At 62.6% G+C, this 16745-nt stretch carries 17 protein-coding genes; 6 read left to right on the plus strand and 11 right to left on the minus strand.

Annotated elements, in window-relative coordinates:
• The first annotated feature begins 106 nt into the window (after positions 1–106).
• The 3 genes from ACVZUB_RS10820 to ACVZUB_RS10830 are packed head-to-tail and all read left to right on the plus strand — an operon-like array spanning position 107 to position 3325.
• Complete coding sequence (locus ACVZUB_RS10820; RefSeq protein ID WP_007727244.1) at positions 107–1498, plus strand: uracil-xanthine permease family protein; 1392 nt, start codon at positions 107–109, stop codon at positions 1496–1498.
• A complete protein-coding gene (locus ACVZUB_RS10825) occupies positions 1479–2543 on the plus strand; it encodes an isopenicillin N synthase family dioxygenase (RefSeq protein ID WP_063316653.1) in 1065 nt (354 codons plus the stop codon). The genes ACVZUB_RS10820 and ACVZUB_RS10825 overlap by 20 nt, the downstream gene beginning before the upstream one ends.
• Entirely contained in the window at positions 2540–3325 is a 786-nt protein-coding gene (locus ACVZUB_RS10830) for an alpha/beta fold hydrolase (RefSeq protein ID WP_063316652.1), read from the plus strand. The genes ACVZUB_RS10825 and ACVZUB_RS10830 overlap by 4 nt, the downstream gene beginning before the upstream one ends.
• On the opposite strand, the gene amaB is transcribed toward ACVZUB_RS10830, so the two are convergent.
• Positions 3276–4781, minus strand: a complete 1506-nt coding sequence (gene amaB / locus ACVZUB_RS10835; protein ID WP_063316651.1) for an L-piperidine-6-carboxylate dehydrogenase — start codon at positions 4779–4781, stop codon at positions 3276–3278. The two genes, ACVZUB_RS10830 and amaB, sit on opposite strands and share 50 nt — an antisense overlap.
• Entirely contained in the window at positions 4768–6063 is a 1296-nt protein-coding gene (hglS, locus tag ACVZUB_RS10840) for a 2-oxoadipate dioxygenase/decarboxylase (RefSeq protein ID WP_482628410.1), read from the minus strand. The genes amaB and hglS overlap by 14 nt, the downstream gene beginning before the upstream one ends.
• A 30-nt stretch (positions 6064–6093) precedes the next feature.
• Here hglS and ACVZUB_RS10845 point away from each other — a divergent pair, with 30 nt between their 5' ends.
• Positions 6094–6558, plus strand: coding sequence for an Lrp/AsnC family transcriptional regulator (locus tag ACVZUB_RS10845; RefSeq protein WP_003940830.1), 465 nt, complete (start codon positions 6094–6096; stop codon positions 6556–6558).
• A 65-nt stretch (positions 6559–6623) separates the two neighbouring features.
• Positions 6624–7952, plus strand: a complete 1329-nt coding sequence (gene lat, locus ACVZUB_RS10850) for an L-lysine 6-transaminase (protein WP_042922145.1) — start codon at positions 6624–6626, stop codon at positions 7950–7952.
• On the opposite strand, the gene ACVZUB_RS10855 is transcribed toward lat, so the two are convergent.
• From ACVZUB_RS10855 to uraD, 6 genes are all read right to left on the minus strand, one after another.
• Complete coding sequence (locus tag ACVZUB_RS10855; protein ID WP_482628411.1) at positions 7949–10657, minus strand: molybdopterin-dependent oxidoreductase; 2709 nt, start codon at positions 10655–10657, stop codon at positions 7949–7951. The genes lat and ACVZUB_RS10855 overlap by 4 nt on opposite strands.
• A complete protein-coding gene (locus ACVZUB_RS10860) occupies positions 10654–11463 on the minus strand; it encodes an FAD binding domain-containing protein (protein WP_030535037.1) in 810 nt (269 codons plus the stop codon). The genes ACVZUB_RS10855 and ACVZUB_RS10860 overlap by 4 nt, the downstream gene beginning before the upstream one ends.
• 7 nt (positions 11464–11470) lie before the next feature.
• Positions 11471–12784, minus strand: a complete 1314-nt coding sequence (locus tag ACVZUB_RS10865) for an 8-oxoguanine deaminase (protein ID WP_231915147.1) — start codon at positions 12782–12784, stop codon at positions 11471–11473.
• A 53-nt stretch (positions 12785–12837) separates the two neighbouring features.
• Positions 12838–13740: a factor-independent urate hydroxylase gene (gene pucL / locus ACVZUB_RS10870; RefSeq protein ID WP_037129153.1), complete on the minus strand. Its 903-nt coding sequence runs from the start codon at positions 13738–13740 to the stop codon at positions 12838–12840.
• Between the two features lie 64 nt (positions 13741–13804).
• Complete coding sequence (gene uraH, locus ACVZUB_RS10875) at positions 13805–14134, minus strand: hydroxyisourate hydrolase (RefSeq protein WP_007727227.1); 330 nt, start codon at positions 14132–14134, stop codon at positions 13805–13807.
• Positions 14131–14649, minus strand: a complete 519-nt coding sequence (gene uraD / locus ACVZUB_RS10880) for a 2-oxo-4-hydroxy-4-carboxy-5-ureidoimidazoline decarboxylase (protein WP_064689005.1) — start codon at positions 14647–14649, stop codon at positions 14131–14133. The genes uraH and uraD overlap by 4 nt, the downstream gene beginning before the upstream one ends.
• Positions 14650–14779: 130 nt before the next feature.
• Between uraD and ACVZUB_RS10885 the strand changes: the two genes are divergently transcribed.
• The gene (locus tag ACVZUB_RS10885; RefSeq protein WP_083057789.1) at positions 14780–15580 is read left to right on the plus strand and encodes a tyrosine-protein phosphatase; all 801 of its coding nucleotides are present in this window, start codon (positions 14780–14782) and stop codon (positions 15578–15580) included.
• On the opposite strand, the gene ACVZUB_RS10890 is transcribed toward ACVZUB_RS10885, so the two are convergent.
• The 3 genes from ACVZUB_RS10890 to ACVZUB_RS10900 are packed head-to-tail and all read right to left on the minus strand — an operon-like array spanning position 15581 to position 16715.
• Positions 15581–15943: a VanZ family protein gene (locus tag ACVZUB_RS10890; protein WP_083057790.1), complete on the minus strand. Its 363-nt coding sequence runs from the start codon at positions 15941–15943 to the stop codon at positions 15581–15583.
• Positions 15940–16290, minus strand: a complete 351-nt coding sequence (locus tag ACVZUB_RS10895) for a hypothetical protein (RefSeq protein WP_003940792.1) — start codon at positions 16288–16290, stop codon at positions 15940–15942. Before ACVZUB_RS10895 ends, ACVZUB_RS10890 begins: the two co-directional genes overlap by 4 nt.
• Positions 16290–16715, minus strand: coding sequence for a DUF1707 SHOCT-like domain-containing protein (locus tag ACVZUB_RS10900; RefSeq protein ID WP_003940708.1), 426 nt, complete (start codon positions 16713–16715; stop codon positions 16290–16292). The genes ACVZUB_RS10895 and ACVZUB_RS10900 overlap by 1 nt, the downstream gene beginning before the upstream one ends.
• Positions 16716–16745: the final 30 nt, after the last annotated feature.

Consider the following 16745-nt stretch of genomic DNA (forward strand, 5'->3'; position numbering starts at 1 on the left):
AGTTTTGATTACACAGACGAAACAAATTCGACCACGGTAAGAAATTATCGACGTGCTGAATAGTCCCGTACACGAAACACTTCCAGCTTCGGACGGAGATCGGCGCATGGCCATCCATCCTGTCGACCAGCGGCTCCCATTTGCCCGCCAGTCTGCTTTTGCTCTTCAGCACGTCCTCATCATGTACACCGGCTGCATCACGGTTCCGCTGGTTTTCGGTGCCGCCGTAGGGCTGGACCGCAGCACAGTCGCGATGCTGATCAGCGCGGACTTGCTCGTTGCAGGCATCATCACGATCATTCAGAGCCTGGGCGTCGGGAAGGTCGCCGGTGTCCGGCTGCCGATCGTCTGCGGGGCGACCTTCGCCGGGCTGACGCCGATGATTCTGATCGCCAAGGAGTACGGCCTGCAGGCGGTGTACGGGTCCATGCTGGTCGGTGGCGTAGTCGGCATTGCCTTGGCCGTGCCGTTCGCCAAGATCGTCCGATACTTCCCACCCCTGGTTACCGGCGTCGTCCTCACAGTCATCGGCATCTCGTTGATCGGTGTCGCAGGAGGACTGATCGTCGGAAACGACCCCACCTCCCCGTCGTTCGCCGACCCGAAGAATCTGGCGCTGGCTGCCGCAGTCGTTGTGGTCGCGGTGGCCTTCATCTGCCTCGGCCGCGGGATGTGGACGCAGCTCGGTGTACTGATGGCACTAGTGATCGGCACCGTGATCGCCATCCCGATGGGCCTGATCGATCTGAGTGGCGTCGGCGGCTCGGCCTGGGTGGGCTTCCCGATGCCGTTCCACTTCGGCGCTCCGGAGTTTCCCGTCACCGCCGTGGTGGCGATGAGTATCGTCATGGCAGTCGTCTTCGCAGAATCGACGGCGAGCATGCTGGCAGTCAGCGAGATCACCGGAAAGCCTTTGAAGAAAGCAGATCTCGCACGAGGGCTGGTGGCCGACGGGATGTCGGGAGTTCTGGGCGGAATCTTCAATGCCTTTGTCGACACCGTCTTCTCGCAGAATGTCGGCGCCGTTGCCACGACCCGGGTGTACAGCCGGTACGTGACCGCTACCAGCGGTGCCATTCTGATCGTCCTCGGCCTCATCCCGCGAATGGGTGAAGTGGTTGCAGCCCTGCCTGATCCGGTGGTCGGCGGCGTCGGAATCATCTTGTTCTCCACTGTCGCCGTGGTCGGAATCAACACGCTGCGCAAGGTCGATCTCAGCGACCCGATCAACACCACGATCGCCGCTGTATCGGTGGGGATCGGTATTCTTCCGGAATTTGCGGAGGGGATGTTCGAGCGATTCCCCTCCTCGGCTCAGATCCTCCTCGGTAGCGGCATCACCTTGGCTGCGGCCTCGGCCTTTTCGCTCAATCTGCTGTTCAATCACACCCGACTCGGTGAACTCGCGAGGCGATCGCGAGAGAGCCTCCATGCTACTGCAAAATCTGAACCCGCCACCAGCTCTGCAGGAGACGCCAGTGTCACAGTCCCAGTCTGATCCCTTCGAAGTGCCCGTCGTCGACATCTCGCCTTACGTGCTCGGTGGTGCCGACCAAGACAAGGCGCGAGTGGCTGCCGAAGTCGACCATGCTTGTCGGACTGTAGGTTTCATGCAGATTCGGGGCCACGGTGTTCCGGCCGCTGTTTCTTCCGGCCTCGCCGAAGCGATGGACGACTTCTTCGGGCTGCCGATGGAGACGAAGTCGGGCTACCGAATCGAGGGCGCGAATCGTGGGTACAGCCCGCCCAAGAGTGAGTCGCTGAGCCTGAGCCTCGGCGTCGAATCCGCGACCAGAATGAACGACTTTTTCGAGGCCTTCAACGTCGGAACCGAAGCCCGATCATTCACCGAACTCGAACTGTCGGAGGACGATTACGGAATCAACCTGTGGCCCGCAGTGTCTGGTTTCACGGAGCGGGTGGAGAATTACTACGCCCATGGCGAGCGGGTGGCACGCACACTGACCACCATTTTCGAAGACGCGCTCGGGCTGACCCCAGGATTCTTCGAGTCGATCACCGACCACTCCATCGACGTACTGCGGATGAACAACTACGCGTTACCCGAAGGGACAGTGACGTTGGACGGTGAGTTGAAGGGGATGGGCGAACATACCGATTTCGGGCTGGTCACCGTGCTGTGGGCGGATCAGGTCGAAGGTTTGCAAGTGCTCGGGACCGACCGACGCTGGCACGATGTCTGGCCGCACGACGGCGCGCTACTGGTCAACCTCGGGGATCTCACCGCGCGACTGACCAACGACAGGTGGATGTCCACGCTGCACCGAGTTGCGCCTCCGGTGGTGAACGGCACCATCAAGCGCCGGCGATCGGCGGCCTTCTTCCATGACGGAAACGTCGACGCGGTGATTGCGACCTTGCCGAGTTTTCAGGACGACTCCGGCTTGGAGTACGAACCCATTACGGTTCGCGATCACATCAAGGCCAAATTGGCCGGGTCGAGGCAGGGGAAGTCCAACGCCGCCGCAGGTCGTGAGGCGGCTCGGGTACTTTCGGCTGCAGAGCTCGAGGTCAAGCAGTGAGTGCACGGAACATCGTCCTGATCCACGGAGCATGGGCCGGCGGTTGGGTCTGGGATCGTGTGTGTGGCCCACTGAAATCGGCCGGCTTCAATCCTGTTGTGGTGGAGCTTCCCGGCTCGGGAAGTTGGAACTCAGACGACATGATCGATCTCGATGTCGTTGCCGAACATGTTGTGGCAGTTGTCGAGTCCTTGGACGGGCAGTGCGCCCTCGTTGGTCACTCCGGCGGTGGCATCGTGACCTCACAGGTGGCTGAGTTGCTGCCTTCGCGGGTAACGGGTCTTGTGTACGTCGCAGGGATGATGCTTCCATCGCAGACGGACTTCGGGATGCTCTGCATCGAACTCGGTCTGGAAAGTCCGGTCGGGATCTCACGTTGGTTGGTCCCCGCCGACGACGGGGATGCGACGGTGGTACCGCCCGAAGCCGGTGCCGCTGTGTTCTTCCACGAAGCGCCGGTGGCTGATGCGATCTTCGCCGCGCGCATGCTCGTTCCACAACTGGAGTCAGCCCGCCTGATGGCACCGGTCTGGACGGAAGAGCGATTCGGAACCGTGCCGAGGTTGTATGTCGAATGCACGCTGGATCGAACCGTGCCGATCGAGGCTCAACGCGCCATGCAGAGACTTGTCCCCGGTGCCCAGGTGGTCAGCCTGGGCACCGACCATGCACCGCAGTTGTCGGCGCTCCCGGAGTTGATCGACGCGATCACCGATTTCGCCCGGCAGGTGTTCAGCCGAACTCGACCCCTTGAGCCAGCGGAAGCTGGTCCGAGTAATTGACGGTATTGGTGGCTCGGCGCATGTATGCCTTCCACGAATCCGAACCCGATTCGCGTCCGCCGCCAGTCTCCTTCTCCCCGCCGAATGCGCCGCCGATCTCCGCACCGGACGTTCCGATGTTCACGTTCGCGATGCCGCAATCGGAGCCGTCGGCGGCGAGGAAGCGCTCTGCTTCTCGCTGGTCGAGTGTGAAGATCGAGGACGAGAGTCCTTGAGGTACGCCGTTGTGCAGCGCAATGGCGTCGTCGAAGTCGGTGTAGGTCAAGACGTAGAGGATGGGTGCAAAAGTCTCCGCCCGCACCACCTCGGTCTGTGCGGGCATACGAACGAGGGCAGGTGTCACGTAGAACCCGGAATCGCCGACGCGGTCCCCGCCACACACCACAGTTCCGCCGTCCGCGCGTGCGGCCGAGAGCGATTTCTGCATCGTCTCGAACGCGGCTTCGTTGATCAGCGGCCCGACCAGAACACCGGAATCGAAGGGACTGCCGACCTCGAGCTGTGCGTACGCGGCCGCAACGCGCTCGACGACGTGATCGGCGATCGACTCGTGCACGATGAGCCGACGAAGTGAGGTGCACCGCTGCCCCGCAGTTCCGGCGGCGGAGAACACGATTCCGCGTACGGCAAGCTCGAGATCTGCCGACGGTGTGACGACTGCGGCGTTGTTGCCACCCAACTCGAGGAGGCTTCGCCCGAAGCGTTCGGCGACCCGCGGAGCCACCGCGCGGCCCATTCGCACGGAACCGGTGGCGCTGACCAAGGCCACCAGTGGGTTGACCACCAAGGCCTCACCGACATCGCGTCCGCCGATGATCAACTGGTGCACGTCGATCGGTGCATCACAGTCGGCGAGGGCGCGTCGGAGGAGGGCGTCACATGCCAGCGCAGTCAGCGGCGTGGTCTCCGAAGGCTTCCAGACGACGGCGTCGCCGCACACGAGAGCGATGGCGGTATTCCACGACCACACCGCGACGGGAAAGTTGAACGCGGAGATGACCCCGACAACGCCGAGAGGGTGCCACGTTTCCGTCAACCGGTGTCCGGGACGCTCGGACGGCATGGTGCGTCCGTAGAGCTGCCGGGAGAGACCGACGGCGAACTCGCAGATGTCGATCATCTCCTGTACCTCGCCGAGAGCCTCCGAGGTGACCTTCCCGGCCTCCAACGTCACGATTTCCGCGAGGTCATCCTTGTGCTCGGTCAGTAAGCTGCCCAGCCGGCGTACGACCGCGCCGCGCGCCGGAGCGGGAACGGTTCGCCAGGTGAGGAACGCACGATGAGCCGCCTCGACGGCGTCGTCGACCTCTCGGCCGGAGTGCTGCCGAACGGTACGCAGTTGTGTACCGGTGATGGGGGTTCGTGCGCTCAGGTCGCCGGCGGGCCACTCGACACCGCACGCGGCAAGGGCGCTTTCGGCGCGATCGGCGAGGCTCGAAGAATCAGGCAGGTTCACTGGGGAGTCCTCTGTTGTTGTGGGCGGGAGGCAGCACGGCACGTGACGCCTCTTGTTGTGCGCGGTACAGCTCGAACGGATCTTCGATGGTGCGGTCGATGGCGCCCTCCAATCGATCCTGCCCGTATTCGGCGCCGGGCGCATCGGAAACGAATCCGGTCACGGAATCGAGATTGGATGCGAAGATCCCGGCCGCGGAGGCAGGTAGGAAGTCCTCGTAGACGATCGGGTCGCGGACGACAACAGTTCCTTCGTTTCGGTACGTGAAGTACGCCAACCCCGCGGCATCGAGTTCGCTTTCGGAGTGCGGAAATTCGCTGTCCCAATCGGCGTCCTCGGGCGTGGCGATCAGTCGGTCGTAGATCGCTCGCCCGCTGCGGGTCAACGCGATTCCGCGTGCCTCCACCTCGCCGAATCTGACGCGGACGGGCTCAGTGGTGACCGATCCGTCGTACTGACGGAAGAGTCTGTCTTCGGCCAATGCACGAAACGACGTCTGCCGCAGAAGTAGTGGTGGTCCGCTCCATCTCGGCGGGCCTTGGATGCGGTCGATCATGGTGATACCGCGCTCGGTCATGCGGCGGTACAACTCGTCGATGTCGAGCACTCGCGGGGTGAGGTGATTGACGTGGGTCGAGCCCTGCCCCGCAATGTCTGCAGCGACCGGCGAGATTGCGGCGAGTTCGCGGTACCAGCCCGCGTCGATGGGATCGGTGCCGAGCCGAAACGCCGAGGTCGCTGCATCGACGAACTGTGTCGCCGCGGGCTCCGTCAGCCCGCCCTCGCGACTCGATTGCCGTGCCCACTGCAGAAGTTCGGGAGAGAACAGGGTCCGGCGACGCAGGAACCTGGTGATCCGACGCTCGAGGTCGGTGTCGAAGAACCTGGAATCGGAACTGGTCAGCACCGAGGTGAAAACGCGGAACGGGTTCTGGGCGAGTTCGGCGGGATCGGTGGGGCGAAATGCCGTCGAGACAACGGGAATGGGGGAGTCTGTGAGCCGGAGGTCGTAATAGCCGACCGGAAACATACCGAATCCGCCGAAGACGGTGGCTACGTCACGTAGTTCGTCGAGAGTCCCCAGTCTGATGGCGCCGTGACGCTCGGCGCTGACTCTCGCCAGGCTGCCCAGGCGCTCCGCAGAATCCGGATGTTCGGCGGCAAAATCACGGTTCACCTGCATCGTTACATCTACCAAGGTGTTGTAAGCGGGGACCTCGTCGCCATACATCTTGGCGAGGGCCGGTGCGAACCGTGCACGTAGCTCCCAGGTTTCAACCATACGAATGTCCGATTGCGTTAGCCTGCGCAGGTGCGAGAAACAGAAACCAGTGACGTTGCCGGTGTTCCGGTCGACGAAACCGATCGACTCTTGATGCGTGAATTGGTCTTGGACGGCCGTGCCACTCTCGCGAGTCTTGCTGAAAAGGCTGGACTCTCGATCTCCGCAGTCCAGTCGCGAGTGCGTCGTTTGGAATCTCGCAAGGTGATCCGTGGGTACTCCGCGAAGATCGATCCGGAGGCACTCGGTCACAATCTGTCCGCATTTGTCGCCATCACTCCTCTCGATCCCTCGCAGCCCGACGATGCGCCTGCCCGCTTGCGTCATCTGCCGGCGGTCGTCTCGTGTCACTCGGTAGCCGGGAGCGAAAGCTACGTCCTCCTGGTCCGGGTGGCGTCACCTCGGGCGTTGGAGCGATTGCTGCAGGAGATCCGTACGGCAGCCAACGTCAACACACGAAGCACCATCATCCTACAAACTTTTTACGACGAATGACGCTTGTTCAATAACTTTTACGGTCCTCTATCGACACTCCCGGAAAATTGACATAGCCTTCGCGTATGAGTACTGCGATGCGAGACTTCGGTGACAGTGCGCTCTTTCCGGTCTACGACGTGTTGAAGGCCAGCATCCTCGTCGACGGATTCGATCTGATTCTCGACGTCGAAGGGTCGCGGGGTTCCTATCTCCGTGACCTGCGAGACGGAACCGAGTATCTGGACATGTTCGGTTTCTTCGGCTCTTCGGCCCTGGGTATGAATCACCCTGCGATCACAGGCGACGAGGAGTTTCAACAGGAGTTGGCTGTCGTGGCCTCCAACAAGCCGAGTAACTCCGACATCTACACCGAACCCATGGCGCGCTTCGTGGCGGCTTTCGCTCGGGTACTGGGGGATTCGGCACTCCCACACTTGTTCTTCGTCGACGGCGGAGCCCTGGCGGTGGAAAATGCACTCAAGGTTGCCTTCGACTGGAAGAGTCGGTGGAACGAAAGCCGTGGGTTGTCAGCAGATCTGGGGACAAAGGTCCTGCACCTGACCGAGGCTTTTCACGGCCGCAGTGGCTACACGATGTCGCTCACCAACACCGAACCGGGCAAGGTCGCGCGATTCCCCAAGTTCGACTGGCCACGTATCGACTCGCCGTACCTGGCAGACGGCCGCGATGTCGAAGCTGCGGAGAGGCAAGCTCTCGATCAAGCGCGCCGAGCTTTCGCCGACAACCCCGACGACATTGCCTGTTTCATCGCCGAGCCGATCCAGGGCGAGGGCGGCGACCATCACCTCAGGCCGGAATTTCTGCAGGCGATGCAGGAGTTGTGCCACGAAAACGACGCCCTCTTCATTCTCGACGAAGTACAGACCGGTTGCGGAATCACCGGAACTGCCTGGGCCTACCAACAATTGGGTCTGAGTCCGGATGTGGTGGCGTTCGGCAAGAAAACGCAGGTGTGCGGAATCATGGCCGGCGGGCGCGTGGATGAAGTGCATGACAACGTGTTTCACGTCAGTTCTCGGATCAATTCGACGTGGGGTGGCAACCTCACCGACATGGTTCGTGCCCGGCGGATACTCGAAGTCGTCGAGCAGGACCGACTGATCGACCGCGTGCGATTCACGGGTGCGCATCTCCTTGCCCGGTTGACCGAAGTCTGCGGGCGGTACGCGGCGGCAACCGAGCCGCGCGGTCGTGGCCTCATGTGCGCGATCACTCTGGAAGACAGTGACCTTCGCGATCGCGTCGTACAGCGACTGCGTGAAGACGAGCACGTGATGATACTGCCCACCGGGAAGAGGGGAATCAGATTCCGGCCCGCGCTGACGGTGACCACCAGTGAGCTGGACGACGCGGTCGACGCGGTCGAGCGCGTGCTCGCACGCGAGACCTAGGGCCTCTGTAGCTGTTCCCACACTCGATCCGGTGTCATCGGTGTGGAGTACATACGCACTCCACACGCGTTGGCAATCGCGTTTGCCAACGCCGGTGCTACAGGATTGAAGGGGGCCTCACTCATCGATTTCGCGCCGAAAGGCCCGAGCTTGTCGTACGTGTCGGCAAACAGTACTTCGGTGATCGGCAGATCCCCGATCTGGGGAACGTGATAATTGCGCAACTGCGGATTGATCACCCGACCTTCTTCGATGACGATCTCCTCCGACAGCGCAGCGCCGAGCGCTTGTCCCACACCGCCTTCCACCTGCCCGCGCAGTTGTGCCGGGTTCATGACGGTGCCGGCATCGGCGGCCTGAACCGACTGCAGGATCTTCACCCGGCCGGTGTTCGTGTCGACGGCAACGCGAAAACCGTGAACGTTGAACGAGACCGAGCGCGGTGTCCCGTCGTGGCGACCGTCAGCGGCGAGCGGGCCACCTTCGAGTAGCGTCGCGAAATCGAGGCAACCGTGGGACGTTTCGACACCGTCCGGCGAAAGGTCGTCGATCTGCGCGCCGCGACCGCTCGATCGCACCGCACGGGTCAGTATCCGCTCGCGAAGGCGCTCGCAGGCGATCAGGAGTGCCTTTCCGGCGACCACCGTTCCTGTCGACCCGAATGCTCCGGTGTCGTATCCGCCGGCATCGGTGTCGGATTGAACAATCGTGATGCGATCGACTGTCGTCCGCAATTCGGTGGCCGCGATCTGTTGGTGAATCGTAGTGGTTCCGTTGCCGAACTCAGCGGTGCCGATGTTCACGACGTACCGACCGTCGGCCTCGAGTGCGACGGTGGTGTCGGAGAAGTGACCACGCGGCGGGATCGTCGCGATCATGGCAATTGCCATGCCCCGACCGATCTGCCAACGCGACCCTGCCGGTGCAGCCTCTCCGCGTCCGCTCGACAGTGCACTGTCGACGAGGTCGATGCACTGGTCCAGTCCGTAGCTGCCGAATTCGAGATCACCGTCCTCGACGTGCCAGTCGACAAAATCGTCTCCGGGTACGACGACGTTTCGCCGCCGAAACTCGAAGGGGTCCATGCCGAGACGATCAGCGAGCTGATCCATGGCCGATTCGACGGCGAAGATGATCTGGCCGAGCCCGTAACCACGGAAGGCGCCGGACGGAACGTTGTTCGTGTAGACCGCTTCGGCGTCGACGCGTTTGGTTGCAGCGCGATAGACCGCCATGGATTCGGCGCAACCGTGGAACATGACTCCGATCGAATGGTTCCCGTACGCCCCGGCGTCGGAAAGGACGTCGATGGCCAGTGCAGTGAGAGTTCCGTCGGCATCGGCGCCGGCGCGAACCGAAACTCGCATCGGGTGCCGTGACGGTGCGATGGTGAACTGATCGCTGCGGCTGAACTCGTAAGCAACGGGCCTACCCGTTCGCAGGACGGCGAGTGCGACCAGATCTTCGGTGAGTAGTTCCTGCTTCCCGCCGAAGCCTCCACCGACCCGCTTGGCGAACACCCGGATTCGGCTGCGATCGAGATCGAAGATGTGCGCCAATTCGTCCCGAACCAGAAACGGCACCTGTGTGCTGCTTCTGATGACGAGACGGCCGTCCTCGTCGAGCCACCCCACTGCGCCGTGAGTTTCCAAGGCCACGTGCTGGACTCGCGCAGTTTTCCACGTACCTTCGACGACTGCAGTGGCATCCGCGAGCGCACGGTCCAGATCGCCGACACCATCGTGAAGCGCGGCAACCACGTTGCGAGGGACTTCGGCGATCCGCGAGCTCTCGTCTTTGTCGCCGTGTAGGAGCGGAGCGCCGGGGGAACGCGCCAGATCTGGTTCGAATACCGCGTCGTGTACCTCGTAGTCGACTTCGATCAGCGAGAGTGCACGTTCCGCCTGCGTCGGGGTTTCGGCGATGACCGCGGCGACGCGCTGGCCGCGGAAACGGACGGTCCTGTCGAACACCCGCGTGTCGTCCGGATCGTCGTTGCGGTCCTCGTGCCGGGCGGTCGAGAACAGCACGTCCGGACTGTCATGAAAAGTGAGGACCGCGGCGACGCCCGGCGCCGCTTCGGCTGCTGCCGTGTCTATCCGCGTTATGTGTGCGTGTGCGTGCGGACTGCCGAGTACTGCGACGTGAAGCAGGTCGACCGGCTTCTCACCCGGGGAGAAGTCCATGGTGTACTGCTCGGTTCCCGTGACGATGCGCGCGGACGCCGGTGCTGCGATCGAACGCCCTTGTGCTCCAACTATTTTGACAGTCTCCGTATTGGATGTACCGGCGAGAGCGTCACGAATGGACCGATAACCGGTGCAGCGGCACAGGTTACCTTTCATCGAGCACGCGAGATCGGATTTTTGCTCGACCGACAACGCTGATGCGGTGACTACCATTCCCGCTGTACAGAAACCGCATTGGAATCCGCCCGCGTCCACGAATGCCTGTTGAATGGGGTGAAGTTTCTCCGGGGTTCCGAGACCGGAGGCGGTGACGACGTCGCGGCCGTCGATGCGATGGGCGGGAAATATGCACGAATGGGTGGGGTGTCCGTCGACCAGCACCGAGCAGGCGCCGCAGTCTCCGGCATCGCACCCCTTCTTGACGGAGTTCGCTCCGTGCTCGCGGAGGAAAGTTCGCAGGCACTGTCCTGGGCGGGGCTGGTCGTCGCGCGGAACTCCGTCCACCGAGTACTTCATTCCAGTTCACCTCGGATTTCTTCGGCAAGAAGCTCGGTCATCGCCTTCCGCCACGGCGCAGTTCCATGGACATCGGTGAAGTAGGCGTCTTCCGGAATCCTGCTGCGCAACGCATCCGCAAGTGCTGTGGCGTCGGGGAGTTCGTCGAATTTGAGAGCGTACGGACGGCGGGTCGCGGCGGTGATCGCCAGCGTGAAACCGTCGGCGCCGCAGCGTCCGGCCACGGCTACGGCCGATCGCCCGAGTGACGTCTGAGCCAGCTTTCGCATCGCGGTACGTGCAGTCAATGCATGCACGGGAATCCGGATACTGCGGATGATCTCGCCGGACCTGAGTACGTTTCGAGAATCGTCGATAACGAAATCGACTACCGGGAACGAGTATTCGGTACCGTCCGGACGCCAGATCGTCAGTTCGGCATCGAGAGCGGTACACAGAGTCGTCATCGCTCCGGCCGGGAAGGAGAGCGCGATGTTGCCGCCGACTGTCGCGTATCGCAACACCTTCCACGATGCGAGTAGTGCGTCAGCGCAGTGTTGGAACAGCGCTGCGGCGCGCCAGGATGCGGGAAGTTCGGCGCGGCACAGTTCCTCGATGGTGCAGGTGGCCGCGATCTCGAGACCGAGATCGCCGACCGCCACAGCTTCCCAGTCGAAGCCCGCAAGGTCGACAAGGGTGGTCAGGTGCGGCTGCGGTTCCGAGTACAGCCAGGTGCCGCCACCGATGAACCCGATGCCGGGTGACGCACAGGGGAGTTCGGCGCGGGTCCGCGGCACCAGAACTTCGTCGACGCTGTGCAGGTCCATCGCGACCTCAAGCCTTTCCGAGTAGATCGCGGTGTGCGCGTGCGACATCCGAGGCCACGACGTCCTCGTCGACGGTGGTGACTCGTCCGTCGGCAACTACGATTCGCCCGTTGACGAGCAGTAACTTCAGCGGGGGAGTCGAGCCGAGTACGAGCGCCGCCACCGGATCGGTGATGCCGGCATGCGCGACGGTGTCGAGTTTCCACACCGCCAGGTCGGCAAGTTTTCCGACCTCGATCGATCCGATTTCGCCCTCGCGGCCCAGAACTCGTGCGCCGGCGATCGTTCCCAATTCCAAGGCTTTTCGCACCGTCATCGTCTGCGGTCCGCCCTTCGCGCGAGCAAACAGAAGTGCATGACGAGACTCCTCGATCAGGCTGCAAGCTTCATTGCTCGCCGCGCCGTCCACGCCGAGCCCCACGGTGACCCCGCCGTTCACCAGATCGGCGGCACGGGCGATACCGGCTCCCAGGCGCGCGTTGGAGGTCGGGCAGTGCGCCGCCGCAGTTCCGGTTCGCGCCATCGTCTCGATACCGGCGTCGTCGAGATGGACTGCGTGGGCGTACCAGACGTCCGGGCCCACCCAGCCGACTCGTTCCATGTATTCGACCGGCGTGCAACCGAAATGCTCGCGGCAGAATCTCTCCTCGTCCAGTGTCTCGGCCAGATGCGTGTGCATACGCACGCCGTTTTCGCGGGCCAGCGTCGCGGACTCGCGGAGCAATGCCTCCGTCACCGAGAAGGGTGAGCAGGGAGCTACCGCGATCTGCAGCATCGATCCGGGATTCGGGTCGTGCCAACGGTCGATCACCGACTGCGTGCCGGTCAGGATGTCATCGAGTTTTTCCACGACGTGATCCGGTGGCAGGCCGCCGGAACTCTGGCCGAGATCCATCGACCCACGACAGGGGTGGAATCGAAGGCCGACCTGCGCAGCCGCGGTGATCTCGGCCTCGAAAACGTCGCCGGCGTCGCGGGGAACGACGTAGTGGTGGTCGGTGGTGGTCGTACATCCGGTTTTCGCCAACCACGTGAGGCCGCCGGTGGCCGCCACGTGGACGGCGTCGGCGTCGATACCTGCCCAGACGGGGTACAGGGTGGTCAGCCACTCGAAAAGCGTCGAGTCCGCGGCCAGGCCTCGGGTGATCCATTGGTAGAGATGATGATGTGTGTTGACCAGACCCGGCGTGATCAGGCAACCACTCCCGTCGATCACTTGCGCACCCGGGTATTCGGGTGGCGTTCCGGCGCCGACGTCGACGATCTTGTTGCCCGAGATCACCACATAGCCGTCGGAGTACTCGGAGCGGTCGCCGTCCATCGTGACCACATGAGCGCCCGCCACGACGAGTGTTGCCCCGAGAGCTGATTCGGTCACGACAACCAACCGGCGTAGGTGGTCCACGACGGTCCCGCGTCTGGTGCGTCGGATCGGCTGACCGCAGCTTGGATCAGGCCGTACGGACGATCCGCAGCGTGGAACACCTCGTTGTCGTTCTCCACTCCGAAGCGGCCGAGTGCATATTCGAAATGATGCTTGTTGGGTGCGGACAGTCGAACCTCCGCGATGATCGGGAATTCCTCGAGGATTGCCTTGCCGATGTGGAAGAGCGTCTGCTGCAGGGCAAGTGAATGTACCTGTGCGAACTGCTTGACGATCTGTGCCTTGATGCCCGCGTAGACCGATTCCCAGTCGACGTCGGTGGTGACGAATCGCCACTGGGCGACCAACGTCGTCGCCATGACGCGGTCGTCGGTCGGCTCGAGAACGGTGTACGGATCTTCGAGAAAACCCGAGAACTCACTACCGGTCGATTTGAGGATCACCAGGTCCTTCAGGCCGCCGATCACCCATGTCCCGGTATCGGAGATGGTGATCGACGCCGTCCGAACTTCCTGACCCTTCCGAATCCAGGTGTAGTCGTGCTCGCTGCCGTCGACAATCGCACGCTCCCAGGCGTATTCCTCGATCTCGATCCGCGCGCCACTGACCGGTTCGATGTCGTCGACGAAATGACGGGCGAGTTCGAGTCCGTACGTCTCGATCGAGATCAGACCCTTTTCCTTGGCGTAGGAGTAGGCCGTTTGTTTCTGCGTGTCGGTCGGCAGAACCTTCGATTGATCACCGGTGAGGTACGCGTCGGCGAAATCTCCACGCAGGCAGGTGGAGACGTTGATGTCGTGAATTTCGTGACGGGGGGTGTCTCGATAGATTCGGACTACTCGATTTTCCGCTTTGCCGTACTGGTGACCCGATAGTTCGATCGATCCGCTCAACCGTTCGGTGTTCGTACTGCCGGTTGTGATGTTGCCGGTCGTGATGTTGTCGGTAGTCACGTGTTCAGCTCCCGCGATAGGTGGAATAAGCAAAGGGCGACAGCAACAGTGGGACGTGATAGCCCCGTGCCGTGTCGTCCACCCGGAAGGTCACTGTCACTTCCGGGTAGAAGTTTTCTTGTCCGTTGGTCTCGAAATACGTTCCGGTGTCGAAAGTCAGGGTGTAGTGACCGGCGGTCAGGCCACCGGGAGCAAGTTCGGGGATGCGGCCGTCGGAGTCGGTCTCCGCAGTGGTGACGGAGGCGCCGTCTCGATCACGAAGTTCGACGCGAATCCCCGCCGCGGGGTTGCCCGTCGTCGCGTCGAGAACGTGCGTGCTGAGGGTCTTGCTCATGCTGTGCCTCCGGCGAGTGCATCGATCAGACGGGCGAGTCTGATCCGATTGATGGCGGCCAATTCGGTTCGAAGCACGGAACGCTCGGTCGCCGGGTCGTTTCGGAGACGACCTCGAAGGATGTCGAGGAGCTCCGTTCCAGATTTCCCCGACGCGCAGACCAGGTAAACATGGCCGAATGTCTCTTCGTACTCGGCGTTCTTCCGTCGAAGTTCCGCGAGTACGTCTTCTGTCGCCGACGAGACTCCCGACTGTTCACGGGTAGAGGCCGCGCTCTCGCTTCGCTCACCGATTCGTGGGTGGCCGGAGAGAGCGTCGTCGATCTCGGACTCGGGAAGCTCGGCCAGCACCGCATCTGCTTTGTCGAACAGAGCTTCCAGATCGGCGAACGGGCGAGACGAGGCGATTTCCTGTGCCCACACGGCGGAATGGCAACACTCGAGCAGCGCCGCGACTGCCTGGTGGTCACCGAGCGCATCGAAGGCTCCGAGACCACTGGAACTCGTTGTAGGCATGTCCACAGGATTACTTGAGCATGTTACGGATCTGTAGCGCAGCAATTACGGGAGATGATGTGTCTCGATCTTATTTCTCCGGCTGCTCTTCCCCGATCACGGTTTCTCGGCGACCGATACATTCTCAGGTATGACCGATACTCCGAAGCTGTCTTCCGTCGTACCGTCCCTGGCGAACCTCCGAGACATCGGTGGCCCCGAATCGAGCTTCGGTGGCACCGTCCGCACCGGGAGCGTGTTTCGTTCCACCGATCTGGCATCGCTAAGTGCGGACGGCGTACAGACCCTCGCCGATCTGGGCATCGTCACGATCTACGATCTGCGCACCGAATCCGAACGCGAGACGGCACCGGATCTGGCGCCGGACGGTATCCGAGAAATCGGCCTGGACGTATTGGCGGACAAGCAGTATCGCGCCATTCCGGCTCAGATGCAGCAGATGATCGCCGACCCGGCGTTTGCTGCCGAAGCATTGGGCAGCGGCCAGGCGCTCGAGTACTTTCAGGGAAGTTACCGCGATTTCGTGACCTTGCCGAGTGCGGTCGCGTCGTACCGGCAACTGTTCGTCGACTTGGCCCAGCCGCCCAGCTCGCCGGCACTCATTCACTGCACCACGGGCAAGGATCGCACGGGTTGGGCCGCCGCCGCGTTACTTCTGTTCCTGGGCGCTTCCGAGGACGCGGTCTTCGCGGACTACCTCGAAACCAACAAGATTTTGTTGCCGATGTTCGCGCCGCTCCTCGAGCGATTCGAGGCGAAGGGGATCGACCCGACCCTGCTCGAGGGTGTCCTCGGTGTCAGGCGCGAGTACCTGGAGGCGTCGATGGCAGAGCTCGCGCAGGTACACGGATCCATCGAGGCCTACTTCACCGACGGCTTGAAGATCGACGCGTCGACCCAGGACCAATTGCGGAGCAACCTGCTCAGCTGATCAGGACCTGCTCGGCTCGTCTCGGCGGGAAGTTCGTCGCCTCGTCACGAGGCTGACGATACCGATCCCGATGGCGATGCCGAGCAGGTCGGCGCTGCCGTCCCAGATCGAACCGGAACGCGAAATGGGCAGCGCTGCTTGAAGAACCTCGGACGTCGCAGCAAAAATCACGAGCCACACCGCGGTGAGCCACGCAGGGATCCGGGCGTGCAACGAGGTGATCGCCAGCACCGCGAACATCAATGTGTGAGTGATCTTGTCGGTGTTCTCCGGGCTCGACGGGACAGTGGAACCCGGGGAGAAGAGCATGATCAGGGCAATGACCACGGCGATCGCCAACGGCCAGTACCGGGTGTTCTTCAATTCGTCTGCCCCTCGACGACGACGAGTCCGAGTGCACCTTCGGCGAACCTGGTGACGGCGTCGGCGGCTGTCGTGAGCGCCTCGGTGTGCCCGTCGCGGGCCCAGCCGGTGAGCAGGGCGGTGGAGTCGAGAGGCGTCAGAACGACCTCGGCGAGAAGCTCACCGGTGTTGGGTTGGCACACTGCCCAGGAGTAGACGCTGTTTTCGTGCCACTGAGCGCTTCGCTGACTCACGTAATCGGGGTCGGTGATACCACCATCGGCAAGGGCGGGGCGGTCGTCCACACGCTCGTCTGCGCGCAGTGCGCGTAGATACCAGCCGCCTGCGTTGATCTCGATCGGCTCCATCAGTCGGAGTCCCGCTCGCGGCGGCGCTTGGCTTTGCGTTCCCGGTCGGTACCGAACAGCAGTGCGCCGGCCAGGGGAATCGCGAGGAACCACAACCAGGTACCGGTGACGAAGAACAGGATCACCGCGAGAATCGGGACGACGGCCATGACGCGACCGGACCAGTCGGGGTTGAAGCCTCGCTCCGCCGGTGCGTCGGGAGGCGTCACCATCGACAGGGGAGCGGTGCCGGGGGCTTGGTAGTTGCCCGGAAGATCGGCGAACACCGGAACGAGTTCACTGCGAGTTGTTGCGGCACTGACGATTCCGCTTCTCTCGTCGAACTCGGTGACGGTGAGGCGGCCTGCGGCGAAGTGCTCGCTCAGGAGATCGAGTGCCTGCTCGCGTTCTGCAGTGCCGATGCGAATGTCGGGGACGTCAGCCATCGTTACAGCCTACTCAAACGACTGTGCGCC

The organism is Rhodococcus sp. OS5, assembly GCF_056837585.1.